The organism is Streptomyces sp. NPDC050211 (genome assembly GCF_040656035.1).
Taxonomy (GTDB): domain Bacteria; phylum Actinomycetota; class Actinomycetes; order Streptomycetales; family Streptomycetaceae; genus Streptomyces.
In genome coordinates, this window is record NZ_JBFALC010000015.1 from 1 (window position 1) to 24,947 (window position 24,947).

Below are 24,947 nucleotides of genomic sequence, written 5' to 3' on the forward strand. Positions count from 1 at the left end.
GGCTGCAGGACCCGGAACTCCAGCTCACGCTCGCCGATGGACATGTGGTCGGCCTCGACGACGGACATCAGGGACGGCAGGTCCTCGGGGACGGTCAGGCCGAGCAGCGTCTCGACCCGGCCGTCGAAGTCCGCCGGGTCGAGACCGAACAGCTCCAGGATGTCGTCGCCGATCTCGACGCGACCGCTGTCCATGGCGAGGCTGAACTCGCCCGAGGGCAGTTCGCCGCCTTCGGCGGACGCCGTCGGCACGGGAGAGACGACGGCGTCGGCGATCAGCTCGAGGCAGGCCCGGTCGTCGGTGTCGTAGCCGTCGGGGTTGTCACTCAGGGCGACGAGCGCGCCACCGCCGTCGCCGTGCACGGGCAGGGCGGCCAGGAAGAACTCCCGGGAGGGCACGCGCCGTGACTCGGCTCCCTCGGCGAGTTCCTGCGGGCCGAGCCACACGGCCCGCCCGGAGCGGTGGGCGTCGGCCAGCGGGGACCGTCCGGACACCGGATAGCTGTCGCGCAGTCCGTACAGCGTCCTGGGCACACCTGCCGACTCGACCAGGCACAGCGTTTCGCCGTCCCCGCTCGGGGTGTACACGGCGGCGAACGAGGCCCGCGCGAAGACGAGGATCTGTTCGAGGATCCGGCGCAGCCGGTCGGGGGACTCGGCATCGGCCGTCAGCGTCTTGAGGGCGGTTTCGGCACGCAGGGTTCGCGTGCCGCGTTCCGCATCGCCCTCAGTGACCACGTCCGTCATTACAGCGCGTATGGGGCGCGTGCGCAGCCCCTTGTGACCGTTCGGCGGCTACGCGCCGTCCCCTGCGCGTGCCGCGCCCGGCTCGTGGGGCGCTCGCCGTGCGCGACGGCCCGGCAGGAGAGAGATTTGATCCCGGGAACCCGTCCGCGCGGCCTGCGAGGAGGTGGTCGGCGTGTCCGAGGGCCAGCGGCCGCCCGCACAGGCGCCGGCGGCCGCCAGGACGCGGGTCGGCCGACCGCTGCTGTCGCTCGCGCTGGCCTCGATGATGGACGAGGTCCACGCGCACTCCGGCGCGGTGTATCTGCTGGCCGCCGACGAGCCGGTGCTGGAGATGGCGGTCATGGCAGGGCTGCCCCGGGCGTTCGCCGCCCCGTGGGAGCGGGTCGGCCTGAGCGCCCCCATCCCGGTGGCGGACGCGCTGCGGGAGCGGCGGCTGGTGTGGGTCGGCGGCGAGGAGGAGATGGCACGCCGCTATCCGCGTATCGCCGTGGTGCTCCCCTATCCGTTCGCGCTGGCGGCGCTGCCGGTGGCGACGCCGACCACCCAGTACGGGGCCGTGTTCGTGACCTGGCCCGGGGCGCACGCGCCGGAGCTGTCCGACCGGGAGCGGGACCACTTGACGGCCGCCTGCGACCGGCTCGCGGTACGTCTGGAGCGTGCCGTGCAGGACAGCCGCCCGCCCCATCCCGAGCCGGATCTGCTGGCGGCGCCGCTGCTCGGCGGGCCGGCGGGCACGCTCGGCACGGTCGAGGCGGCGCGGATGGTGGCGCGGCTGCCGTACGGCCTGTGCTCGCTCGATCTGCACGGCCGGATCTGCTTCGCCAACGCGGCGGCCGCCGAGCTGATCGGGAAGCCGGTGAGCGGGCTGCTGGGCACGCAGCTGTGGGCGGCGGTGCCCTGGCTGAACGACCCGGTGTACGAGGACCGCTACCGGGCCGCGCTGTTCAGCCAGCAGTCCACGTCGTTCGTGGCGCTGCGCCCGCCGGGCGACTGGCTGTCGTTCCGGCTGTATCCGAGTACGACCGGGCTGAGCGTGCGCATCAGCCGGGCGCGGGCGGTGGCCGAGATGAGCAGGGCCGGGCCGAAGCCGGGCGGTGCGCCGGCCCGGCTGGTCACCATCTCCCAGGTGCTGAGCCTGGCCGGCGCGCTCACCGAGGCGGTGAGCGTGCAGGACGTGGTGCAGCTGGTCGCCGACGAGATCGCGCCGGCCGTGGGCAGCCAGGCCCTGGTGGTCCTCGGCTCACGCGGCGGCCGGCTGCATGTGCTGGGGCATCGCGGCTATCCGGACCCGCACGTCGTGGAGCGGTTCGACGGGCTGCCGATGACCGAGCGGACGCCGGGCACCCACGCCCTGACCAGCGGTGTGCCCGCGTTCTTCGAGTCCCGGGAGCAGCTGGAGCGCCTGTACTCGCTGCCGCACCCGCCCCCGGACACCTTCGCGGCCTGGGCGTATCTGCCGCTGATCGCCTCCGGCCGGCCGGTGGGCACCTGTGTGCTCGCCTATGCCGAGCCGCACCCCTTCCCCGCCGACGAGCGGGCGGTGCTCAACAGTCTGGGCGGGCTGATCGCGCAGGCGCTGGAGCGGGCCCTGCTCTACGACGCCAAGCACCAGCTCGCCCACGGACTGCAGGCGGCGCTGCTGCCGCACACGCTGCCGCGGCTGCCCGGCATCGACGCCGCCGCGCGCTATCTGCCCGCGACGCGGGGCATGGAGATCGGCGGCGACTTCTACGACCTGGTGCCCAGCCTGCCGCTGGCCGCAGCGGTGATCGGGGACGTGCAGGGGCACAACGTCACGGCGGCGGGGCTGATGGGACAGCTCCGTACCGCCGTACGTGCGTACACGGCCGTCGGGCAGGCGCCCGAGGAGGTCATGCGCAGCACCAACCGGCTGATGATCGACCTGGGCGCCGATCTGTTCGCCAGCTGTCTGTATCTGCGGCTCGATCCCGCGCGCGGGCGGGCCGTGATGGCGCGGGCGGGACATCCGCCGCCGCTGCTGCGCCGGGCGGACGGCCGGGTCCGGGTGCTCGACCTGGCGGGCGGTCCGCTGCTGGGCATCGACGCGTCGGCCACGTATCCGACGACGGAGGTAGACCTCGCCCCCGGCTGTGTCCTCGTCCTCTACACCGACGGGCTGATCGAATCCCCCGGCATCGACATCGAGGACGCGCTCGCCGATCTCGGGGAGCGGCTCGGCGAGGCCGGGGACCTGCCCCTGGACGAGCTGGCGGACCGGCTGGTGGAGCGGAGCGCGGCGACGGAGGAACGCCTGGACGATGTGGCGTTGCTGCTGTTGCGGGCGCGGGGGTGACGGGGCCTGTGCCCCGCCCCTGCGCACAGGCGGTCCGGCCCTCCCGCCGGAGGGCCGGACCACGTTCCTGCGGATCGGCTCGGATCCGTGCGCCGGAATCGGTGCGTCAGTTCACGCCGACGCCGTTGCCGACAATCTCACCGAGGCCGTTGCCCGTGCCCTCGGCGTTGCCGGCACCGGCTTCCTCACCGGCTCCGGCCTCTTCACCGGCACCGGCTTCCTCACCGGCGCCCGCTTCCTCGCCCGCTCCGGCACCCTCACCGGCACCGGCGTCCTCGCCCGCTTCGTCGCCGGCGCCCGCGCCGCCGCCCGCGGCGTCGCCGAGGGTCGCGCCGACCGCTTCCAGCGCGGTGGTGACCGGCTGGAAGAACGTCTCGCCGCCGACGGTGCAGTCACCGCTGCCGCCGGAGGTCAGGCCGATGGCGCTGCCGTCCTGGGTGAACATCGAGCCGCCACTGTCGCCGGGCTCGGCGCAGACGTCGGTCTGGATGAGCCCGGTGACGGTGCCCTCCGGGTAGTTCACCGTGGCGTTCAGGCCGGTGACGGTGCCGTCGGCGAGGCCGGTGGTGCTGCCCATCCGGAAGACTTCCTGGCCTACGGCGGCCTCCGCGGCCTGGGCGATCGGGACGGTCTGGTCGCCGAGGTTGACCTCGCTGGGGGCCTCGGTCGCCGGGTCGTCGTACTTGACGAGCGCGAAGTCGCCCTCACCGGGGAAGACGGCCTGGTCGACGGTGGCGATCGGCGCCCCGGCCTCGGAGTCCGACCACGCCTCGGCCGCGACCCCGCAGTGACCCGCGGTGAGGAAAGCGGGGGTGCCGTCGCCCGCGGTGACGTTGAAGCCGAGGGAGCAGCGCGAGCCGCCGGCGAAGATGGCGTCGCCGCCCGACGCGAACGTCTTGAAGGTGCCGGCGGACTTCTTGATGGTCGCCATGTCTCCGCCCAGGTCCTGGACGGTCGACTCCAGTCTGTCCCAATTGGCGCCGGTGACCGTGGAGTCGGCGGTGACCTGGATCTTGTTGGTGCGCGGGTCGACGGCCCAGGCCGTGCCCGGGATGGTCGCCTCGGACTTCAGCGTCGCCGCGCCGGACTCCAGCTCGGCCATGCTGTTGTCGACCTGGCGGACCTCCGCGCCGGCCTTCTTGGCCTCCACGATCACGTTGTTGTTGTCGCCGACCACGTTGACGACCAGCTGCTGATCGGCTTCGTCGTAATAGGAGCCGGCGAAGGCGTCGCCGAGCAGCCCGGCGAGCTGCGAGGCGAGATCCGAGGCGTCCGCCGCCTTCAGAGTCTTGGGCGCGGCGCCGTCCGACGCGCCGTCCTGGGACGCGTTCGCGTTGGGCAGCAGGATCGCGGCCGCGCCGAGCGCCACGACGCTGCCCGCCGCTATCGCGGCCTTGCGCTTCGGAATTCGCTTGTGACTCAAACTTCTCGACCTCCCGGGGACGGGGTCTGTGCTGCCGTGCGGCAACTGTTGGGGCGCCTGGATGGCCATGGGTACGCAGAGGGCGCTCGGGGCGTTCAATTCCGCTTACCGGGTACGCCGATTCGGCCACGGTCGGCGTCCCGCACGCCGACGCCGGGAACAACACCCCATATGACGATGACAACCGCCGAAGCCGACAAGATCCTCGCCGACAACTTCGCGCCCTGGGTCCTCGAACTGGGCCTGTCCGTGGAGACGTTGGGCGACCACCGCGCGATCCTGCGACTTCCCTGGTCACAGCGGCTGGCCCGGGAGGGCGGCGCGCTGTCGGGGCAGGCCCTGATGGCCGCCGCCGACACAGCCACCGTGATCGCCGTGTCCGCGGCGCGGGGCGGCTACGGGCCGATGACGACGGTGCAGCAGTCCACGTCGTTCCAGCGCGCGGTGACCGGCGCGGATGTCTTGATCGAATCGGTGGTGACCAAGCTGGGCCGCCGGATGGCGTTCGCCGACATCACGATGACCGACGGGAGTTCGGGGGAGCTCGCGGCCCGCGCGAGCACCGTGTACGCCCTCCTGGGCTGACACGGTCAGTATTCGATCAATTACGGTCTGCTTGGAATCACGATCGGAATCCCGGCTTCAGCGAATCTGCACATTGAATACGCAACCAAGTCACGGTGGGCGAGGGTTCTGCACATACCCGCGCCCCCCGGCACGCCTTTGTGGCCGGAGTGTCGGATTCTGCCGCGCGACCGGAAGGGGGTCGTGCGCGCCGATGCGGTGCCGGATGTGAAGAACTCGCCGCCGAGCCGTGCGCACGCCTGCACGGAACGGGGCTTGTGGGACTCAAGTGCCCTGGTGAGGCCAATGGTTGATTGGAAGCCCACGGTGGCCGCGTGCTTTGATCCGTTGCACCGCGGGGGCCGCGAAGGGACCTCGGAAACGGGTGCCCGGCACCTGCGGTTTGCGGCCTTCGGTCTGTCCCCAGAAGGGGGCCGCTCCCCCCTTGTGAAATATCCATACGAAGGGAAGTTCCATCATGAACTCCACCCCCCAGGTTGAGACCGTCGAGATCTCCGACGCCGAGCTGGACAACGTCTCCGGCGGTCTGTCCGTGAACGCCCTTGGCACCGTCACCGGCATCGTGGACGGCATTGCTCCGGTTTCCGGCCTGGTCGACACGGTCGTCGGCACCGTCGAGGGCGCCACCGGCCTGAACACCGCGCCGGTCACCAGCCTGGTCGCCGGTCTCTGATCGCAGCCTGTGCCGTAGAGTCCCGGAGCCGTACACCGGTTCCGGGACTCTCGGATGCCATCCTTCAGCCGGTTCGGGAGAGCCGGTCCGTTGTCGTTTGCAGGTGAGGGAAAGTTCCGTGCAGTTCCGCCAGCAGGCCCTCGCCAAGCTCCAATCGCCGGAGGAACTCGACCTTCCGGTGCGTTTCGCCCGCCCCCAGGGCTGGCTCGTCCTCTCCGTGACGGTGATCGTCATGGCGGCCGCCTCGGTATGGGCGGTGACCGGCTCGGTGGCCTCCACGGTCAGCGCGCCCGCCATCCTCACGCACGGACAGGGCAGTTACATCCTGCAGAGCCCGGTCGCCGGCCAGGTCACCGCGATCCTCGCCGAGGAGGGCGAGCAGCTGCCCGCGAACTCGCCGGTGCTGAAGGTCCGTACAAGTGAGGGCGACACCGTCGTCCGTACCATTGCCGCCGGCCGGCTCACCGGGCTCGCCGCCACCATCGGGCAGATCATCTCGACCGGCGCGAACGTCGCCGCCGTAGAGAAGGTCGCCCGCGCCAAGGACCCGCTGTACGCGACGGTGTACGTGCCCGCCGAGAACGCGGCCTCCATCCCCGCGAACGCGGCCGTCGACCTCACCGTCCAGTCCGTGCCGACCCAGGAGTACGGCGTGCTGCGCGGCCATGTGAAGTCGGTGGACCGCTCCGCGCAGTCGGCGCAGCAGATCGCCGCGTTCCTCGGGGACAGCCAGCTGGGCGAGCAGTTCACCAAGGACGGCAGGCCGGTGGCCGTGCTGGTCAGGCTCGACAAGAAGAAGAGCACGAAGAGCGGTTACAAGTGGTCGTCCGCGGACGGTCCGCCGTTCGCCCTCACCTCCATGACCGCGGCCGAAGGCCAGATCCGGCTGGACGATCAGCGTCCCGTGGATTGGCTGCTGCCGTGAGCGCCGCGCAGGAGACGCGCAGCAGGCGCCGGGCCGCGCCGCCGAAGCGCCGGCCGGTGCCCAAGGGCCGGGGCAAGAGCGTCCGTACGCCTACCGTGCTCCAGATGGAGGCCGTCGAGTGCGGCGCCGCCTCCCTCGCCATGGTGCTCGGCCACTTCGGTCGGCATGTCCCGCTGGAGGAGCTGCGCATCGCGTGCGGCGTGTCCCGGGACGGCTCGCGCGCCAGCAACCTGCTGAAGGCGGCGCGCAGTTACGGCCTGACCGCCAAGGGCATGCAGATGGACACCGCGGCCCTCGCCGAGGTGAAGGCGCCCGCGATCCTGTTCTGGGAGTTCAATCACTACGTCGTCTACGACGGCATGGGGCGCCGCTTCGGCCGCCGCGGGGTGTACATCAACGACCCCGGCAAGGGCCGCCGTTTCGTGCCGATGGAGGACTTCGACTCCAGCTTCACGGGCGTCGTCCTGGTCATGGAGCCGGGCGAGGAGTTCGCGATGGGCGGCCGGAAGCCGGGCGTCCTGGGTGCGATGCCCGCCCGGCTGCGCGGCACCGCGGGCACGATGCCCGCCGCGGTGCTGGCGAGCCTGCTGCTGGTGGTGGTCGGCGCGTCGGTGCCGGCGCTGAACCGCACGTACATCGACATGTTCCTCATCGGGGGCCAGACGTCCCTGCTCGGCGTGCTGTTCGCGTCGATGGGGACGTGTGTGCTGCTCACGCTCGTGCTGACGTGGCTGCAACAGGCGAACCTGCTGCGCGGCCGCATCATCTCCTCCACGCTCTCCAGCGCCCGCTTCCTGCGCCATCTGCTGCGGCTGCCGGTGACGTTCTTCTCCCAGCGCAGCCCGGCCGACCTGGTGCAGCGCCTCCAGTCGAACGACCAGGTGGCCGAGACGCTGGCCCGCGACCTCGCTGCGGCGGGCGTGGACGCGGTGGTCGTGGTCCTCTACGCCATCCTCCTCTACACGTACGACCCCCAGCTCACCTTCGTCGGCATCGGCGTCGCCCTGCTGAACCTGGTGGCCATGCGGGTCGTCATCCGGGCGCGCGCGACCCGGACGGCGAAGCTGCGCGCGGACAGCGCCCGGCTCACCAACACCGCGTACACGGGCCTGCAGTTGATCGAGACGATGAAGGCGACCGGCGGTGAGGACGGCTACTTCCGCAAGTGGGCCGGGCAGCACGCCACCACGCTGGAGGAGCAGCAGCGTCTCGGTGTGCCGAGCGCCTGGCTGGGCGTGGTCGCGCCGACGCTCGCGACCCTCAACAGCGCGCTGATCCTGTGGATCGGCGGCATGCGGGCGGTCGAGGGCGGTATATCCGTCGGCCTGCTGGTCGCCTTCCAGGCGCTGGTCACCCGCTTCACCGCGCCGATCACCCGCCTCAACGGCGTCGCGGGCCGCATCCAGGACTTCGCGGCCGACGTGGCCCGTCTGAAGGACGTCGAGAACTTCCAGGCGGACCCGCTCTACGGCCGCTCCGGCACCGGCGACTCGACGCGCCGCCTGCACGGACACATCGAACTGCAGAACATCACCTTCGGCTACAACCCGCTCGACAAGCCCCTGCTCACCGGCTTCGACCTGACCGTGGGCCCGGGCCAGCAGGTCGCGCTGGTCGGCGGCTCCGGCAGCGGCAAGTCCACCGTGTCCCGCCTCATCTCGGGCCTCTACACCCCCTGGGACGGCGTGATCCGCATCGACGGACAGCGCCTCGACGACATCCCGCGCGGCGCGCTCGCCGCCTCCGTCTCCTTCGTCGACCAGGACGTCTTCCTCTTCGAGGGCACCGTCCGGGACAACGTGGCGCTGTGGGACCCCTCGATCCCGGACGAGGCGGTGGTGGACGCGCTGCGGGACGCGGCGCTGTACGACGTCGTCATGCGCAGGCCGGGCGGGATCCAGAGCCGGGTCGAGCAGGACGGCCGGAACTTCTCCGGCGGACAGCGGCAACGCCTGGAGATCGCCCGGGCGCTGGTGCGCAGGCCGAGCATCCTCGTCCTCGACGAGGTGACCAGCGCCCTGGACGCCGAGACCGAGCTGACGGTGATGGACAACCTGCGCAAGCGCGGCTGCGCCTGCGTGGTCATCGCCCACCGGCTCAGCACCGTGCGCGACAGCGACGAGATCGTCGTACTCCAGCACGGCACGATCGTGGAACGCGGGCGGCACGACGCCCTGGTGGCGGCGGGCGGCGCCTACGCCGCGCTGGTCAAGGAGCGGTGAGATGACGTCCGTTCACGAGGGCGACCTGGTCCTCGGCGCGCTGGGTCAGATGGGCACGCCGATCGACTGCACCGGGCTCAACCGCCTCGATCTCGAAGGCCCGCAGGTGCTGTGGCTGGTCGCGTCCGGCGCCATGGACCTGTTCGCGGTCGACGCCGAGCAGCAGGGCCACTGGCACCACCTCGGCCGCCTGGAGACCGGCTCGCTGCTGCTCGGCCCGGTGCCGGGGCCCCAGCACACCCTGGTCGCCCGCCCGTCCCGCGGCTGCGTCGTCCACCGCATCGGGCTGCGCGAGCTGTACCAGCCCGCGAACACCCAGACCTGGTCGTACGACGAGTACGGCAACCCCCAGTACGTCCCGCCCACGACCAGCCCGCTGGAGTACGCCCTCGCGCTCGGCGTCGGCCGCAGCCTGTCGATCCTCTTCCAGGCGCCGATGGCCGGCGACAACGCCGCAGCGCCCACCGACGACGACGTGTTCTGGATGCAGGTGCCGCCGGGCAGTGTGCAGTACGGCTCCCTGTACGGCGCGGAGGCCGCCGCCGACCTGCTGATGGACCCGGGTGTCTGGCAGGGCATGGTCGACCAGCAGTACCGGCTGCTGGCGACGCTCGACCGCTGGATCGAGCAGCTGGAGCGCACCCACGAGACGCGGACGGCGGCCGGTATCAAGGCCGGTGAGGCGGTTCGCGCCGAGGCCGACCGGACGCTGCTCGCGTCGATCGGCAAGTCGTCGGCGAAGCGCGCGACGGCCGCCGACGCGGACGCCTCCTACGCCGCGTGCAAGCTGGTCGCCCAGGCCTCCGGGATCACTCTCGCGGAGCCCGCGCAGACCGGCACCGGAAGTGACCGGCTCGATCCCGTCGAGCAGATCGCCGTGGCCTCCCGCGTCCGCACCAGGGCCGTACGCCTGGACGGCCGCTGGTGGCGGGACAACGTCGGCCCGATGGTCGGCCACCGGGCGCTGTCCGGAGCGCCGGTCGCTCTGCTGTGGCGGCACGGCGGCTATGTCGCCGTCCATCCGGCGACCGGCCGGGAGACGCCGATCGAGAAGGCAAACGCGGAGGAGTTCGAGCCGCGTGCGGTGATGTTCTACCGTCCGCTTCCGGACCGCGGGCTCAGCCCCCTGCGGCTGCTGCGGTTCAGCATGCGGGGCACGAGCGGCGATCTGACGAGCCTCATCATCAGCGGACTGGTCACGGTGGCCATCGGCGCGCTGGTGCCGATCGCGACCGGCAAGGTGCTCGGTGAGTTCGTGCCGAAGGCGCAGACCGGGCTGATCGTGCAGGTCTGTCTGGCGGTGATGGTCAGCAGCGTGGTGGCGGCGGCGTTCATGCTGCTGCAGAACCTGACGATCCTGCGCCTGGAGGGCCGTATCGAGGCGACGCTCCAACCGGCCGTGTGGGATCGTCTGTTGCGACTGCCGACCAAGTTCTTCACCGAGCGGTCGACGGGCGAGCTGGCCAGCGCCGCCATGGGCATCAGCTCGATTCGCCGGCTCATGGCGGGAGTCGGCCCGGTGGTCGCCCAGTCGCTGACTGTCGGCGTGATGAACCTGGCGCTGCTGTTCTGGTACAGCGTCCCGATGGCCCTCGCCGCGATCGGCATGCTCGTGGTCATCGCCGCGGTGTTCCTGGGGCTCGGGCTGTGGCAGGTGCGCTGGCAGCGGCGGCTCGTCGTACTCGGCAACAAGCTGAACAACCAGGCCTTCCAGACGCTGCGCGGGCTGCCCAAGCTCAGGGTCGCGGCGGCCGAGAACTACGCGTACGCCGCCTGGGCGTCCGAGTTCGCCCGCAGCCGCGAGTTGCAGCAGAAGGCGGGCCACATCAAGAACCTCAACGCGGTGCTGAGCGCGGTGTATCTGCCGCTGTGCACCCTGCTGATGTTCATGTTGCTGGCCGGCCCGGCGCGCGGCGAGATGTCGGCGGCGGCCTTCCTCACCTTCAACACGTCGGTGACGATGCTGCTGACCTCCGTCACCCAGCTCACCGGCGCCTTCGTCTCGGCGGTGGCCGCGCTGCCGCTGTTCGAGGAGATCAAGCCGGTGCTCGACGCGACACCCGAGGTGCGCACGGCGAGCACCCGGCCGGGACCGCTGACCGGAGCGATCGAGACCCGACGGCTGTCGTTCCGGTACTCGGACGACGGCCCACTGGTCCTGGACGATGTGTCGTTCGAGGTGCGGCCGGGCGAGTTCGTGGCGATCGTCGGCCCCAGCGGCTGCGGCAAGTCGACGCTGCTGCGGCTGCTCATCGGCTTCGACAAGCCGGTCTCGGGCAGTGTGCTGTACGACGGTCAGGACCTGGCGGCGCTCGACCAGTCCGCCGTACGCAGACAGTGCGGGGTGGTGCTCCAGCATGCGCAGCCCTTCACCGGCTCCATCCTGGACGTCATCTGCGGCACCGAGCCCTACACGCCCGAGGAGGCGATGGCCGCCGCGGCGATGGCGGGGCTCGCCGAGGACATCCAGCGGATGCCGATGGGTCTGCACACGATCGTCGCGGGCAACGGAGCGATATCCGGCGGCCAGCGGCAGCGGCTGATGATCGCGCAGGCGCTGATCCGCCGGCCCCGCATCCTCTTCTTCGACGAGGCGACCAGCGCCCTCGACAACGAGACGCAGCGCACGGTCATCGAGAGCACGAAGGCCCTCAACGCCACCCGCATCGTCATCGCGCACCGCCTGTCGACGGTGCTGGACGCCGACCGCGTCATCGTGATGGAGGACGGGAAGGTCGCCCAGCAGGGCCCGCCCGCGCAGCTGCTGGCGGACACGGGCGGGCGGTTGCATGAGCTGGTTCGGCGGCAGATGGCGTAGCGGTCCGCTGGGTGGTGCCGCGTTGTGCCGTCTGTCGTCTGCGGCTGCGTCGTGGCTGGTCGCGCAGTTCCCCGCGCCCCTGCGGGGCGCGGTTCAGTCCGTACCTGGGATGAGCGCGCCAGACGGAACCCCAGCCTCGACCCAGCTCGCGTAGACCTCCTCCCAGGGTGCGTTCACCCCGGCGTGCGGGCCCTCGAAGTGGTCGCCCCTGGCTCGGGCGTCGAGGGCGGCGAGGCAGACGTCCCAGCCGGCGCCGTTGCGGGCGGCGGTGTTTTCGGCGGCGAGGATGTTGGTGAGCGTGAAGCGGGTGCGCTTGTCGTCCAGGGCTTCGAGGTCGAAGTGGAGTTCGTCGCCGCCCCACTCGAAGGAGAGGTGCCGGGGCTCGTCTACGGCTAGCACGGTGCCCGTGGTGTCCTCCATGGCCGGGTCGCCGCTGAACTTGATCGTGCCGCCGGGGCGCAGCTCGATCTCGGCGCGGGACGGGAACCAGTGGACGAGTTCGTCGGCGTCGGTCACGAACTGCCAGACGCGGTCGACGGGATGGTCGTAGGTACGGGTGAAGCGGACGGCGGGGCGGCCGTCGTCCAGGGTCAGATAGGTTCCGGTGCGTTCGACGGACATGGTGGATCAGTCCTTCGGAGAGGGTTCCTCGGTGGAGTCGTCCGACGTCTCGTCCAGGCGGCGGCCCAGGGCGTCCAGGCTGCGGTTCCACAGCTTGCGGTACGGGGCCAGCCAGGCGTCGAGTTCCTCGATCGGCGCCGGGTCGAGGGCGTAGACCCGCCGCTGCGCGTCCTGCCGGACCCGCACCAGACCAGCATCACGCAGCACCCGCAGATGCTTCGACGTGCTCGGCTGGCTCAGCCCGCATGCCTCCACGATCTCCCCGACGGGCCGCGGCCGCTCCAGGAGCAGCGCGACGATGGCCCGCCGGTGCGGATCGGCGAGGGCGGTCCAGAGGGCGGCGTCGGACATGAGTCCAATATGCCTCTGCGGTTATATTCCCGTCAAGGAATGTACGTGCCATCGCTTCCGGGTGCGGGCTCCCGTTGCGCACGTCACACGCCCCCTTCCCAGCGAAACGTTGCCGTTTCGCAGAAACGGATCTAACCTCGACGTGTACGAAACAGTTTCGTTTACGGACTCTTGACCTTCGACGATCCTGTTGACCTTCGAACGACTTCCCTGGGTGGTTCCCGATGTCCCAGAAGACCCTGTCCCAAGGCGCCCGCGCGGGTGCCGCGGCGACGACCGAGGCGGCCTCCGGCAAGCGGTGGTGGATCCTCGCGATCGTCGCGCTCGCCCAGTTGATGGTCGTCCTCGACGCCACGATCGTGAACATCGCCCTGCCGTCGGCCCAGGCCGACCTCGGCTTCTCCGACGGCAACCGGCAGTGGATCGTGACGGCGTACGCGCTCGCGTTCGCCTCCCTGCTGCTGCTCGGCGGGCGGATCGCCGACCTGTTCGGCCGCAAGACCGCCTTCCTCGTGGGGATCGTCGGCTTCGGTGCCGTCTCCGCACTCGGCGGCGCCGCGACCAGCTTCGAGATGCTGGTCGTCGCCCGTGCCCTCCAGGGTGTCTTCGGCGCCCTGCTCGCGCCCGCCGCGCTCTCCCTCCTCAACACCACGTTCACCGACGCCCGCGAGCGCGCCAAGGCGTTCAGCGTGTACGGCGCTATCGCGGGTGCCGGCGGTGCGGTGGGCCTGCTGCTCGGCGGCATCCTGACCGACGCGTTGGACTGGCGCTGGACGCTGTACGTCAACGTGGCCATCGCCCTGGTCGCCTTCGTCGGCGGCTGGATGCTGCTGAGCAACCACCGCGACGCGGCCGGCTCCAAGCTCGACGTGCCGGGCACGATCCTGGTCGCCGGTGGTCTGTTCGGGCTGGTCTACGGCTTCTCCAACGCCGAGACGCACGACTGGTCCTCGCCGCAGACCTGGGGCTTCCTGCTCGCGGGCGGCGTTCTGCTGACGGCCTTCGCCTGGTGGCAGACCCGTGCGTCGCACCCCCTGCTGCCGCTGCGCATCCTGCTGGACCGCGACCGTGGGGCCTCGCTCCTCGCCGTGCTGATCAGTGGCGCCGGGATGTTCGGTGTGTTCCTGTTCCTCACCTACTACCTCCAGCTGAACCTGGGCTTCAGCCCGACGAAGACCGGCGTGGCCTTCCTGCCGATGGTCGCGGCACTGATGGTGTCGGCGCAGGTCGGCACCACGATGCTGGTGCCACGGCTGGGCCCCAAGGCCGTGATCCCGCTGGGCTTCGCGATTGCCACGGGCGGCATGGCCTGGCTGACCGGCATCGGGCTCGGCTCGGACTATGTGAGCGCGGTGCTGCCGCAGCTGATCGTCATCGGCGTGGGCCTCGGCCTGGTGATGCCGCCGGCCATGCAGATGGCCACCGGCGGGGTGGCCGCCGAGGACGCGGGCGTGGCCTCCGCCACCGTCAACGCCATGCAGCAGGTGGGTGGTTCCATCGGTACGGCGCTGCTCAACACGCTCGCCGCGAGCGCCGCGACGAACTACCTCTCCGGCCGGGACGCCACGAACAAGCTGGTACAGGCACAGTCCACGATCGAGAGCTACACCACCGCGTTCTGGTGGTCGGCGGGCTTCTTCGCGGCGGGCACGGTGATCGCGTTCCTGCTCTTCCGCCGCGGGGTGCCGCAACAGGACCCGGACGCCGCGCCGGTCGTCCACATGTGAGCTGTACCGCCTCCCTACCGAGGGGCCGCCGTCTGCAGGGAGACGGCGGCCCCTCCCCGCCGTCAGAGTGGCAGGATGCGCAAGCGGACGGCGGCACTTGGCAGCACGCTCTTCCTCGCGCTCGCCCCCGGCACCGTGGCCGTGCTGATCCCGTGGTGGCTCACCGGTTGGCGGGCCGGTGACTGGTGGCCGCCCGTGCGGCTGCTCGGCCTCATCCCGCTCGCCGCGGGGACGGCCGTCCTGCTCCTCGCCTTCACTCGGTTCATCGTCGAGGGCCTGGGCACGCCCGCTCCGGTCGCGCCCACCGAGCATCTGGTGGTGGGCGGGCTGTACCGGTTCGTACGCAATCCGATGTACGTCGCGGTGGACGCGACGATCGCCGGCCAGGCACTGCTGCTGGCCCGGCCGGTGCTGTTCTGGTACGGGGCCTTCGCCGGGCTCGGGATGTGGGCGTTCGCGCGATGGTATGAGGAGCCCGCCCTCGCAAGCCGGTTCGGCGCCGAGTACGAGCGCTACCGACAGGCCGTCCCGGGCTGGTGGCCGCGGCTGATGCCGTGGCGCGCGGAGTGATCCCGTTCGTCCCACCGCCGGCTGGGTACTCGTCAGGCCATGCGAATCAGCGTGGTGGATGTGGGGTCGAACACGGTCCGGCTGGTTGTGGCGGATGCGATGGGTGGGGCGCCGCTGCCGGTCCACACCGCCAAGTGGCGCCTGAGGTTGTCCGACGAGGTCGGGCCCGGCGGCCGCATTCCCGAGGCGGCCGTGGAACGACTCGTCGGCGCGGTGGCAGAGGCGAGCGCGACCGCCTCGAAGTGGGGCGCCGCGGGTCCGCTGGCCTTCGCCACGGCTGTGGTGCGCAACGCCCCGAACCGGCAGGACATCCTGCGCGCCGTGCGGACACGTACCGGGGTCGAGCTGTGCACCCTGCCGGGCGAGCTCGAGGCCGAGCTGACGTTCCTGGGCGCCCGGCGCTGGATGGGCTGGCAGTCGGGGCCGCTCGCGCTGCTCGACATCGGCGGCGGCTCCCTCGAAGTGGCCTTCGGCCGCGGCCGGTTGCCGGACTTCGCGGCCTCACTGCCGCTCGGCGCGGGACGGCTGACGCGTGAGTTCTTCGACGGCCAGGATCCCCCGCCGCCGGAGCAGGTGAAGGCGCTGCGCCGCAAGGTCCGGCACCAGCTGCGGGACGTGGCGGCCCGGATCCGCTGGGAGGGGCCGCGCAGCGCGGTCGCCACCTCCCGTACGTTCCAGCAGTTGGGGCGGCTGTGCGGAGCCGCGCCCGGCCGGAAGGGCCCGTTCACCGAACGGCTGCTGCACCGCTCGGACCTGCGCGCGGCGATCGACCGGCTGGCCGCGCTGCCTGCCGCCGAACGCGCCGAGCTGCCCGGCATCTCCGCGCCGCGCGCCGAGCAGAGCCTGGCAGGCGCGGTGGTCGGGCACACCGCGATGAAGCTGACCGGCCTCAAGGCGGTCACCCTCTGTCCCTGGGCACTCCGCGAGGGCATCCTGCTGCGGCACCTCGAGGACGGCTCCGCCTGGTGGGCGGAGATCACCCGCCGCGCCGAGGAGCCCCCTCCCCCGGAGCCGGTGCCCTTGCGGGTCGCGACCGCGACGGACTGACGAGCCGAACGAACAGCACAGAACCGTACCGACCGAGGAGACACCGTGCCCCAGCACGATCACCGGCCCGACGAACCCCCCGAGCGGGCACTCGACGAGGTCCTCCGCGAGATCAGGGAGGCAGAACAGCGCGTCGAGGACCCCGAGGAATCCGAGCGGCAGCGCCACCGCAGGGGTGAGGCCGGCGAGGCCATCACCCCCAACACGCAGGCGCAGGAAGAGTCCCAAGGCGACTGACCTGCAGCCGACTCCAGCCGGACGGGTCGTACAGCACCGCCGGGGTACCCGGGCCGCATGGAGCAGCACCGTACGGAACCCTCGCTGCCGTCGGCACGCGGCCGGATCTCCGCAGCCGTCGAGGAGTACCTGCTGGGCGCCGGACCGCTGCCGCGCGCCGAGGACATCACCGCCGCACCCGTCTACGGCGACGACCTCCAGCTCGCCCTGTACCTGTGCTACGAACTGCACTACCGAGGCTTCGCGGGTGTGCCCCCGGACCGTGAGTGGGACCCGGATCTGCTGCGCGTCCGCGCGGCGCTGGAGCACCGGTTCCTGTCCGCCCTGCGCGCGGACACCCCGGTCCACGACACCGTCGACGGCTCGCTGGCGGAGCTCCTCGTCGAGCCCGTCGACGGCTCGGGGGTCACCCATTACCTCTGCGACGAGGGCGAGTTGTGGCAGCTGCGCGAGTACGCGGCCCAGCGTTCCCTGTACCACCTCAAGGAGGCCGACCCGCACGCCTGGGTGCTGCCGCGGCTGTCGGGCCGGGCGAAGTCGGCGATGGCGGCGGTGGAGTTCGACGAGTACGGCGGGGGCCGCCCCGAGCGGCTGCACGCGCGGCTGTTCGCCGACCTGATGACGGACCTCGGACTGGACCCGACGTACGGCCGCTACCTCGACGCGGCCTCAGCCGACACCCTGGCCACGGTGAACCTGATGTCCCTCCTGGGCCTGCACCGGTCCCTGCGGGGCGCCCTGGTGGGCCACTTCGCTGCGGTCGAGATCACCTCGTCGCCCGGCTCCCGGCGACTCGCCGATGCCCTGCGCCGCACCGGAGCCGGTCCCGCCGCCGTGTTCTTCTACGACGAGCACGTCGAGGCCGACGCGGTCCACGAGCAGGTCGTACGCCACGACGTGATCGGCGGGCTGCTGGAGGCGGAACCGCACCTCGCGGCGGATGTGGCCTTCGGTGTCGATGTCACCGGACACCTGGAGGACCGTCTCGCCACCGCCCTGCTCACCGAGTGGCGCGCGGACCGGTCGTCGCTCCGTCGGCCGCTGAAGCATGACATTTCCGGTATCTCATGACATGAGGGGTACCTGGAGTGCATGGACGCTCTGGCGTTTCCGCTCGCCCCGCCCGGCGTGTACGCCCCGCAGGACGACACCGCGCTACTGGCCGGAGCCCTGGCCCAGGAACGGCTCCCGCCGGACGCGGAGGTCCTCGACGTGGGCACCGGGACGGGTGCGCTGGCGCTCCAGGCCGCACGCCGGGGCACCCGGGTGACCGCGGTGGACGTGTCCTGGCGGGCGGTGTGGACGGCACGGCTGAACGCCTGCCTGGCCGGACTTCCGGTCCGTATCCGGCACGGGGATCTCTTCGCCCCGGTGCGCGAGCAGACGTTCGACCTCATCCTCGCCAACCCGCCGTACGTACCGGCACCCGACGCTCGCCCGCGGCCTCGTGGCAGGGCGCGGTCGTGGGACGCGGGCCGCGACGGCCGGTTCGTCCTCGACCCGCTCTGCCGGGAGGCACCCGCCCTGCTGCGCCCCGGCGGAGTCCTGCTGGTCGTGCACTCCGCGCTGAGCGATCCCGGCCGCACCCTCGCGCATCTGCGTGCATCGGGCCTGAGGACCGCCGTGACATTGCGGCGGCGCATCGCGTTCGGCCCGGTGCTGCGCGCCCGGCAGGGCTGGCTGCGTGAGCGGGGCCTGCTGACCGCGGCCCAGGACAAGGAAGAGCTGGTGGTCATCCGTGCCGAACGCCCCCGCTGACAGAACGCGTCGCCTCACCTTCCACGAGCCCGGCCCACTCCTCGTGGACGGACCGGTCGAGGTGGAACTGGAGGACGGCACCACCGTCACCTCCGACCGCTTCCGGGTCGCCCTGTGCACCTGCCGGCGCAGCCGCCGTTACCCCTGGTGCGACACGAGCCACCGCAGGCGGGTTCGGCGTACGGCCGCGGACTGACGGAAAGTCAATGCCCTCAAGCGAAATTCACCGGGTCGGGTGAACCAGATCTTGCGGGCCGCTCCACAGGGATGGTCAAGACCGCGGCGGGGTACCTACCGAGATCGAATGCGCCCCCCGTCGAGGTGGAGCGGACATGACGCCGGAAGCAGACGACCGCGCCCGAGAGCGGGCCGAGGGCACGGTCATGGACGCCTTCAGGGCGGCGCGGCCCGCGCCGAGCGCCCATGCCCGAACCCGCCCGCACGGCCCGTTCGCCGTGGTCGAGGCGGCCGGTGACATCGATCTGGCGACCGCGGGGTTCCTCGCGGAGCATCTCGACGCGGCGACCGCGGGGCCGGAGCCGGACGTGCTGGTCGATCTGCGGAGCGTGGACTTCTTCGACTGCTCCGGCCTGCGTGTGCTGTGCCGGGCCGAGGAACGCGCCGCGGCGCGCGGTGGCCGGCTACGGATCGTCGCGGACGATCCACGGCTGCGCCGGCTGCTGCGCGCATCGGGCTTGCTGGACCGGTTCCCTCCGCTTCCCGGTGTCCCGGAGGAACGGGAATGAACTTGAGGGCCGGCGGGCGGCCCCACTCCGCCCGCCGGCCTTGTGCGAGATCACAGGGGCCCCGTCACAGGGTCCGCACTCCCCAGCTACGTGCCCTGCTGGTGATCACGGGGGCCGTGCGATCCCGGTCTCTCAGAACGCGAAGACACCAGTCCCGTAGGAGTTCTTCACGCACTCGTTCCCGAAGGTGCGCTCATAGGAGACGCGCTTGCCCTGCCAGACGCCCTCGACGGTGACGACCACCGGGTCGTACTGCTTGGTGCACAGCACACCGTCCTTGCTCTTCAGTGCGTCGAAGTCACCGTCCGTGCCGCGCAGTTCGGCGCAGGCGTCGGCGGCCGCCGGATGGGTGCCGGAGGCCTTCGGGGCGCAGGTCAGGGTGACCGCGCGTTCCGGGATGACGGTGGCCGCGCTCTCGCCGTGGCCGGCGGTGAGTACCAGCGCCGAGGGGGCGTAGAGCGAGGCGGGGGCGGCCGGGGTGGCGATCGCGGCCCCGGTAAGGGGTCCGCAGACGGCGGTGGCCGTAAGGCCGAGAGTCGCTGCCCAGCGCGCGGTGTTCCGCATTGTGTGCATCCTTCCGCTCGAAAAAGAGGGTGTGCCTCAGCCGGCTCGATCGGTGCCGGATCGGCGAGCGCGAGTCTGCCGAGTCCGCCGCCGGAGGTCACATCGGACCCACGGGTTTCAGTAACCTTGCGTATTGAATCAGTGGCGTGAAGTAACGGAATTCGAACGTTTCATGCCCATGACTAAGCCACTCTTGATCGCTGAAAGCGCTTGAGTGGCCGATTTCCCGGTGCTCGTTAATCGTCCTGAAACATTCCGGTTCAGCCCGGGGCGCACTCCGCCGTGGCCCCTTGCCTTCCTGTCAGAACGGAGTAATGGTCATTACATGATTACGACAGAGCAACGAGAGAAGCTGCGCGGCTGGTTCGCCGGCCGGCTGCCCGACGACCTGTTCGAAGAGCTGGTCGAGGTGGCGGTGGACCGCGAGGAGATCACCGTGATCGGCCGTATCCCCGAACCGCGCCTGGCGGAGGACGCCCCGGCGGCCGAGCGGGAAGCGGCCGTGCAGGGCCGGATCGAGGAGTTCCGGGAGCGCACCCGCGAGGCCCGGATCGCGGTGGCCCGCGAGGCCGAGCACCGGTTCCGCCGGAAGGTGTCCTGGGGCGTGGAGTGCGGCGGTGAGCGCACCCTGTTCACGCATATCGCCGCGCCGGTCATGACCCGGCTGCGCCAGCCCGAACGTCAGGTCCTGGACACGCTCATCGCCGGCGGCGTCGCCCGCAGCCGCAGCGACGCCCTCGCCTGGTGCGTCCGCCTGGTCCAGCGGCACACCGACGACTGGCTCGCCGAACTCAGGGACTCCCTGGAACACGTCCAGCGGGTGCGGGCCCAAGGACCCGACACGGAACCCGAGGACACCCCGGCCGACGGCAAGTAGGGAGGCAATGGAGAAAACATCCAGCCACACCCCGAAACGTGGATGAACCGTCCTCTGGTGCCCGTCACGCACACCGCCTTACCGTCTGCTGACCCCAAGAGGACGGCATCCGTTCCGCGCCGCACACCCCAGCGACCGCGACCGCCCGCCCCTCCCCCGTGCCGCCGCGCCACCCCACGCGCTCCACCGCCATCCCCCTCGCTGGAGCCCCCTTGTCCCCGCAGCCCGAGCCCGCCCCCTCCCCCACGACCCCCCCGTCCCTCACCGAAGTCGAGACCCATGGCGTCGACCGCATCCCCGACGCGGACCGCAGCGCGACCCCGCTCGACCTGTTCCGGCTCGCCTTCGGCGGCGCCAACACCTTCTCCACCTGTGTCCTCGGCGCGTTCCCGATCCTGTTCGGCCTGTCCTTCTGGCAAGGGCTCGCCGCCACGCTCCTCGGCGTCGTCGTCGGTGCGCTGATCCTGTGCCCGATGGCCGTGTTCGGCCCCGTCAACGGCACGAACAACGCCGTCTCGTCCTCCGCGCACCTGGGCGTGCACGGACGCGTGGTCGGCTCGTTCCTGTCCCTGCTCACCGCCATCGCCTTCTTCTCGATCTCCGTGTGGAGCTCCGGCGACGCCCTGGTCGGCGGCGCGCACCGGCTGTTCGGCCTGGAGCGCTCCACGCCGTCGTACGTCGTCGCGTACGCGCTGTTCGCGGGACTGGTGCTCGCGGTCTGCGTCTACGGCTTCCGGTTCATGCTGTTCGTCAACAAGGTCGCCGTGACCTCGGCCACCGCGCTCTTCCTGGTCGGCGCGATCGCGTTCGCCGGTGACTTCGACCCGTCGTACGCCGGTGTCTTCACGGACTCCGCGGACGCCGCGACGCAGTCGCTGTTCTGGCCGTCGTTCATCGGCGCGGCCTTGATCGTGCTGTCCAACCCGGTGTCGTTCGGAGCGTTCCTGGGCGACTGGTCGCGCTACATCCCCGCGAGCACACCGCGCCGCAGGGTGATCGGCGCGGCGTTCCTGTCGCAGATCGCGACGCTGCTGCCGTTCGTCTTCGGTCTGGCGACCGCGAGCATCATCGCCACGAAGGCGCCGGAGTACGTCGATCCGGCCGCCCCCGACTTCGTGGGCGGGCTGCTGGCGATCTCGCCGGGCTGGTTCTTCCTGCCGGTCTGTCTGCTGGCGCTGATCGGCGGCCTGTCGACGGGCACGACGGCGCTGTACGGCACCGGGCTCGACTTCTCCTCCGTCTTCCCGCGGCTGTCCCGGGTGCAGGCGACGCTGCTGGTCGGCGCGTCGTCGATCGCCTTCATCTTCATCGGCCGGTTCGGGTTCGACATCGTGCGGTCCATCTCGACCTTCGCCACCATGATCGTCACCTGCACCACACCCTGGATGGTCGTGATGATGCTGGGCTTCTACACCCGGCGCGGCTGGTACGACCCGGACGCGCTCCAGGTCTTCAACCGGCGCCAGCGCGGCGGCCGTTACTGGTTCGCGCACGGCTGGAACTGGCGGGGCATGACCGCCTGGTGGGTCTCCGCGCTGCTCGGCGTGCTGTTCACCAACATCCCGGGCCAGTTCGTCGGCCCGCTCGGCGATCTGGCGAACGGCGTCGACATCAGCCTGCCGCTGGCCCTGGTCGTGGCGGCTGTGCTGTTCCTGACGCTGCTGCGGCTGTTCCCGGAGCCGCGCGCGGTGTACGGGCCCGAGGGTGCGCGGCTCGCGCGGACGGTCGACACGCCGGTGCCGCCGATCACCGGGCCGGGAGCACCGGGAGGCGACACCCCGTTGTCAGACCCCTCGACTACGTTGCGGACATGACTCAATTCGTGTTGGTGGCAGGAGCCCGGCTCGGAGCGTGGGCGTGGGACGAGGTGGTGGCCGAGCTGCGTGCGGCCGGTCATGCGGTGCATGCGCTGACCCTGAGCGGCCTCGCGGAGAAGCGGGGTGTCCCGGCAGGGCAGCAGACCCATGTCCAGGACATCGTCGCGGAGGTCGAGCGCCTCGATCTGCGGGATGTCGTCCTGGTCGGGCACAGTTACGCGGGAATCCCGGTGGGGCAGGCCGCCGAGCGCATCGGCGACCGGCTGGCCCGTGTGGTGTTCGTCGACTCCAATGTCCCGGTCGACGGGGAGAACTTCCTGTCGGGCTGGCCGAGCGATCAGGTACGCCAGGAGATCGCCGCGCACGACGGCTTCTGGCCGTCGGCGGGTGCCGACGACTACGCGGGCCAGGGCCTGACGGACGAGCAGATCGCCCGCATCGTCGCCGTCCAGACACCGCACCCGGGCGCGACCGTGACCGAACCGGCCGTCCTGAAGCGCCCGATCTCCGAGCTGCCGGCGACGTACATCAAGTGCCTGCTCGACGGCGAAGAGCCGTTGGACGCGGTGGCCGAGGCACTCAAGAGCGACCGCTGGGAACTGGTGCGGATGGACACCGGCCACTGGCCGATGTTCTCCCAGCCCCGCGAACTCGCCCGCATCCTGCACGAGTCGGCGACCCGGCCCTGATCGTCCCGTCCTGCCTACCGGTCGGTATGGTCTGCGTACTGCGCGTTCTCAGCGACGAGAGGCGGGATGCAGGAGATGGCCAAGCACTGGGCCGACTTCCAGTACGAGATCTACCTCAACGGCATGTCGGGCGCCGTACCCCGGCTGCCCACCGATCTGACCCGGCTTGAGGAGCTGACCGAGCAGCGGCTCGGCCCCGGCCCCGTCGGCTATGTGGCGGGCAGTGCCGGCGACGGGAGCACGGCCCGTGCCAACCGGGCAGCTTTGGAGCGCCGCCGGATCGTGCCGCGCATGCTGCGGGACGTGCACGAGCGGGATCTGTCGGTCGAGGTGCTGGGCCGCGCGCTGCCCGCCCCGTTGGCGCTGGCGCCGGTCGGCGTGCTGTCGATCATGCACCCGGACGCGGAGTCGGCCGCTGCCCGCGCCGCCGCCGCGCAGGGCGTGCCGTACATCCTGTCGTCCGCGTCGAGCACGCCGATCGAGCAGGTCGCCGAGGCGATGGGCGACGCCGAGCGCTGGTTCCAGCTGTACTGGGCCAAGGACCGCGAGGTGACCCGGAGTTTTCTGAACCGGGCCAAGACGAGCGGGTATTCGGTGCTGGTCGTCACGCTGGACACGCCGATGCTGGCGTGGCGTCCCCGCGACCTCGACCAGGCGTATCTGCCGTTCCTGCACGGTGTGGGCACCGCCAACTACTTCTCGGACCCGGCGTTCCAGGCGGGCCTGGCCAAGCCGGTGCACGAGGATCCGAACGCGGCGGTGATGCACTTCGTCGGCATGTTCGCGGATCCCGGCAAGACCTGGCCGGACCTTGCGTTCCTGCGAGAGAACTGGGACGGCCCGATCGTCCTCAAGGGCATCCTGCACCCCGACGATGCCCGGCTCGCCGCCGACGCCGGGATGGACGGGGTCGTGGTGTCCAACCACGGCGGGCGCCAAGTCGCCGGGTCCGTCGCCGCGGCCGACGCGCTGCCCCGGGTCGTCGAGGCGGTCGGCGACCGGCTGACCGTCCTCTTCGACAGCGGGGTGCGCACCGGCGACGACGTCTTCAAGGCGCTCGCCCTCGGCGCGCGGGCGGTGCTGGTCGGACGGCCGTACGTCTATGGGCTCGGCCTCGACGGACAGGCGGGCGTCGAGCATGTGATCCGCTGTCTGCTCGCCGAGCTCGACCTCACCCTCGCCCTGTCCGGACACGCCACGCCCGCCACGGTGGGCCCCGCCGATCTCATCGAGGACCCCGCATGACCGACGCGAAGAAGAACGTCCTCGCCGTCGTCGCACCCCACGTCGGCGGCCGCGCGACCGGAGCCGGACTCGCCGGCCTGCTCCCCGGCGAGGCGCACGTGACCGTCGTCGAGGCCACCGACGAGGACCCCGCCGCCCTGCGCGCGGCGCACGTCATCGTGACGGCGCTCGCACCCGTGACCGCCGAACACCTCGCCGCCGCACCGGAGTTGGAGCTGGTGCAGTGCGCCAGCCACGGCTTCGACTACGTCGACGTGAGCGCCGCCCGCGCCCGCGACGTGCCCGTCTGCACGATCGGTTCCAGCGGCGCCGAGGCGCAGAACGTCGCCGAGCAGACCTTCGCCCTCATGCTCGCCCTGGCCAAGCAGCTGATCCCCGCGCACACCGCCCTCGTCGAGGCCGACTGGGCGCTCCCCCGGCTGCAGCGCTCCCTCACCGAGCTGTCCGGCAAGACCCTCGGCATCGTGGGCCTGGGGCAGATCGGGCAGGAAGTCGCCCGGCGCGCGGTCGCGTTCGACATGACCGTCGTCTACGCCGGGCGGCGGCCCGTACCGCTGGAGACGGCGGCCCGCCTCGGCGGCGCCCGTCATGTGCCGCTCGACGAGCTGCTGCGCACCGCCGACTACGTCTCCCTGCACACGCCCCTCACCGAGGAGACCCGGCAGCTGCTGAACGCCGAACGCCTCGCGCTCCTCAAGCCGACCGCGTTCGTGATCAACACCGCCCGGGGCGCCCTGATCGACCAGGACGCCCTCGCCGACGCGCTGGAGCGCGGCGCCCTGGCCGGGGCGGGCATCGACGTCTTCGACCCCGAACCGCCCACCCCGGCCCTGCGTCTGCTCAAGGCCCCGAACGTGGTGCTCTCCCCGCACACCGCGGGGGTCACCCGGGAGACGCTGATCCGCATCGCGCTGGCCGCCGTCCAGAACGTGGCCGGGTTCCTGGCGGGCAACCCCCCACAGGACGTGGTGAGTTAGCCGGGAACCGCGCCC

The 24,947-nt window shown here is 71.4% G+C and carries 24 protein-coding genes; 19 read left to right on the forward strand and 5 right to left on the reverse strand.

Annotated elements, in window-relative coordinates; all coding sequences use genetic code 11:
* Positions 1–746 (reverse strand): GAF domain-containing protein (locus AB0I98_RS17805; protein ID WP_362942204.1); only part of this gene is annotated, 746 nt, incomplete at its 3' end.
* 163 nt (positions 747–909) lie between these two features.
* Here AB0I98_RS17805 and AB0I98_RS17810 point away from each other — a divergent pair.
* Positions 910–3,060 carry a SpoIIE family protein phosphatase gene (locus tag AB0I98_RS17810; RefSeq protein ID WP_362942207.1) on the forward strand — a complete coding sequence of 717 codons (2,151 nt, stop codon included), beginning with the start codon at positions 910–912 and terminating at the stop codon, positions 3,058–3,060.
* Positions 3,061–3,166: 106 nt separating this feature from the next.
* Here AB0I98_RS17810 and AB0I98_RS17815 read toward each other — a convergent pair whose 3' ends face one another.
* Positions 3,167–4,483, reverse strand: coding sequence for a S1 family peptidase (locus tag AB0I98_RS17815; protein WP_362942210.1), 1,317 nt, complete (start codon positions 4,481–4,483; stop codon positions 3,167–3,169).
* Positions 4,484–4,654: 171 nt separating this feature from the next.
* Here AB0I98_RS17815 and AB0I98_RS17820 point away from each other — a divergent pair, with 171 nt between their 5' ends.
* The 5 genes from AB0I98_RS17820 to AB0I98_RS17840 all read left to right on the forward strand — a co-directional run bounded on the left by AB0I98_RS17820 (position 4,655) and on the right by AB0I98_RS17840 (position 11,706).
* Positions 4,655–5,068, forward strand: coding sequence for a PaaI family thioesterase (locus AB0I98_RS17820; protein WP_362942213.1), 414 nt, complete (start codon positions 4,655–4,657; stop codon positions 5,066–5,068).
* A 457-nt stretch (positions 5,069–5,525) separates the two neighbouring features.
* The gene (locus tag AB0I98_RS17825; protein ID WP_210570002.1) at positions 5,526–5,741 is read left to right on the forward strand and encodes a type A2 lantipeptide; all 216 of its coding nucleotides are present in this window, start codon (positions 5,526–5,528) and stop codon (positions 5,739–5,741) included.
* Positions 5,742–5,859: 118 nt separating this feature from the next.
* Positions 5,860–6,666 carry an HlyD family efflux transporter periplasmic adaptor subunit gene (locus AB0I98_RS17830; protein ID WP_362942216.1) on the forward strand — a complete coding sequence of 269 codons (807 nt, stop codon included), beginning with the start codon at positions 5,860–5,862 and terminating at the stop codon, positions 6,664–6,666.
* The gene (locus AB0I98_RS17835) at positions 6,663–8,888 is read left to right on the forward strand and encodes an NHLP family bacteriocin export ABC transporter peptidase/permease/ATPase subunit (RefSeq protein WP_362942219.1); all 2,226 of its coding nucleotides are present in this window, start codon (positions 6,663–6,665) and stop codon (positions 8,886–8,888) included. The genes AB0I98_RS17830 and AB0I98_RS17835 overlap by 4 nt, the downstream gene beginning before the upstream one ends.
* 1 nt (position 8,889) lies before the next feature.
* Complete coding sequence (locus AB0I98_RS17840; RefSeq protein ID WP_362942222.1) at positions 8,890–11,706, forward strand: NHLP bacteriocin export ABC transporter permease/ATPase subunit; 2,817 nt, start codon at positions 8,890–8,892, stop codon at positions 11,704–11,706.
* Between the two features lie 93 nt (positions 11,707–11,799).
* Here AB0I98_RS17840 and AB0I98_RS17845 read toward each other — a convergent pair whose 3' ends face one another.
* The gene (locus AB0I98_RS17845; RefSeq protein WP_362942225.1) at positions 11,800–12,327 is read right to left on the reverse strand and encodes an SRPBCC family protein; all 528 of its coding nucleotides are present in this window, start codon (positions 12,325–12,327) and stop codon (positions 11,800–11,802) included.
* 6 nt (positions 12,328–12,333) lie between these two features.
* Positions 12,334–12,678, reverse strand: coding sequence for a metalloregulator ArsR/SmtB family transcription factor (locus AB0I98_RS17850; RefSeq protein WP_362942228.1), 345 nt, complete (start codon positions 12,676–12,678; stop codon positions 12,334–12,336).
* 224 nt (positions 12,679–12,902) lie between these two features.
* Between AB0I98_RS17850 and AB0I98_RS17855 the strand changes: the two genes are divergently transcribed.
* From AB0I98_RS17855 to AB0I98_RS17890, 8 genes are all read left to right on the forward strand, one after another.
* Complete coding sequence (locus AB0I98_RS17855; RefSeq protein ID WP_362942231.1) at positions 12,903–14,405, forward strand: MFS transporter; 1,503 nt, start codon at positions 12,903–12,905, stop codon at positions 14,403–14,405.
* 75 nt (positions 14,406–14,480) lie between these two features.
* Positions 14,481–14,975: an isoprenylcysteine carboxylmethyltransferase family protein gene (locus tag AB0I98_RS17860; RefSeq protein ID WP_362942235.1), complete on the forward strand. Its 495-nt coding sequence runs from the start codon at positions 14,481–14,483 to the stop codon at positions 14,973–14,975.
* A gap of 39 nt (positions 14,976–15,014) precedes the next feature.
* Positions 15,015–16,022, forward strand: coding sequence for a Ppx/GppA phosphatase family protein (locus tag AB0I98_RS17865; RefSeq protein WP_362942238.1), 1,008 nt, complete (start codon positions 15,015–15,017; stop codon positions 16,020–16,022).
* 45 nt (positions 16,023–16,067) lie between these two features.
* The gene (locus AB0I98_RS17870) at positions 16,068–16,259 is read left to right on the forward strand and encodes a hypothetical protein (RefSeq protein WP_362942241.1); all 192 of its coding nucleotides are present in this window, start codon (positions 16,068–16,070) and stop codon (positions 16,257–16,259) included.
* A 57-nt stretch (positions 16,260–16,316) separates the two neighbouring features.
* Complete coding sequence (locus tag AB0I98_RS17875) at positions 16,317–17,330, forward strand: iron-containing redox enzyme family protein (protein ID WP_362942244.1); 1,014 nt, start codon at positions 16,317–16,319, stop codon at positions 17,328–17,330.
* 21 nt (positions 17,331–17,351) lie between these two features.
* Positions 17,352–18,017, forward strand: a complete 666-nt coding sequence (locus tag AB0I98_RS17880; protein WP_362942247.1) for a HemK2/MTQ2 family protein methyltransferase — start codon at positions 17,352–17,354, stop codon at positions 18,015–18,017.
* Positions 17,998–18,213, forward strand: a complete 216-nt coding sequence (locus tag AB0I98_RS17885) for a CDGSH iron-sulfur domain-containing protein (RefSeq protein ID WP_362942250.1) — start codon at positions 17,998–18,000, stop codon at positions 18,211–18,213. Before AB0I98_RS17880 ends, AB0I98_RS17885 begins: the two co-directional genes overlap by 20 nt.
* Before the next feature lie 136 nt (positions 18,214–18,349).
* On the forward strand, positions 18,350–18,763 hold the full coding sequence (locus tag AB0I98_RS17890; RefSeq protein WP_362942253.1) for an STAS domain-containing protein: 414 nt from the start codon (positions 18,350–18,352) through the stop codon (positions 18,761–18,763).
* 132 nt (positions 18,764–18,895) lie between these two features.
* On the opposite strand, the gene AB0I98_RS17895 is transcribed toward AB0I98_RS17890, so the two are convergent.
* The gene (locus AB0I98_RS17895; protein WP_362942256.1) at positions 18,896–19,327 is read right to left on the reverse strand and encodes a protease inhibitor; all 432 of its coding nucleotides are present in this window, start codon (positions 19,325–19,327) and stop codon (positions 18,896–18,898) included.
* Positions 19,328–19,652: 325 nt separating this feature from the next.
* Between AB0I98_RS17895 and AB0I98_RS17900 the strand changes: the two genes are divergently transcribed.
* From AB0I98_RS17900 to AB0I98_RS17920, 5 genes are all read left to right on the forward strand, one after another.
* The gene (locus tag AB0I98_RS17900; protein ID WP_362942259.1) at positions 19,653–20,204 is read left to right on the forward strand and encodes a hypothetical protein; all 552 of its coding nucleotides are present in this window, start codon (positions 19,653–19,655) and stop codon (positions 20,202–20,204) included.
* Positions 20,205–20,416: 212 nt separating this feature from the next.
* The gene (locus tag AB0I98_RS17905) at positions 20,417–22,018 is read left to right on the forward strand and encodes a cytosine permease (protein WP_362942262.1); all 1,602 of its coding nucleotides are present in this window, start codon (positions 20,417–20,419) and stop codon (positions 22,016–22,018) included.
* Entirely contained in the window at positions 22,015–22,710 is a 696-nt protein-coding gene (locus AB0I98_RS17910) for an alpha/beta hydrolase (protein ID WP_362942265.1), read from the forward strand. Before AB0I98_RS17905 ends, AB0I98_RS17910 begins: the two co-directional genes overlap by 4 nt.
* A gap of 75 nt (positions 22,711–22,785) precedes the next feature.
* Positions 22,786–23,955, forward strand: a complete 1,170-nt coding sequence (locus tag AB0I98_RS17915) for a lactate 2-monooxygenase (protein WP_362942268.1) — start codon at positions 22,786–22,788, stop codon at positions 23,953–23,955.
* On the forward strand, positions 23,952–24,932 hold the full coding sequence (locus AB0I98_RS17920; protein ID WP_362942271.1) for an NAD(P)-dependent oxidoreductase: 981 nt from the start codon (positions 23,952–23,954) through the stop codon (positions 24,930–24,932). Before AB0I98_RS17915 ends, AB0I98_RS17920 begins: the two co-directional genes overlap by 4 nt.
* Positions 24,933–24,947 lie beyond the last annotated feature (15 nt).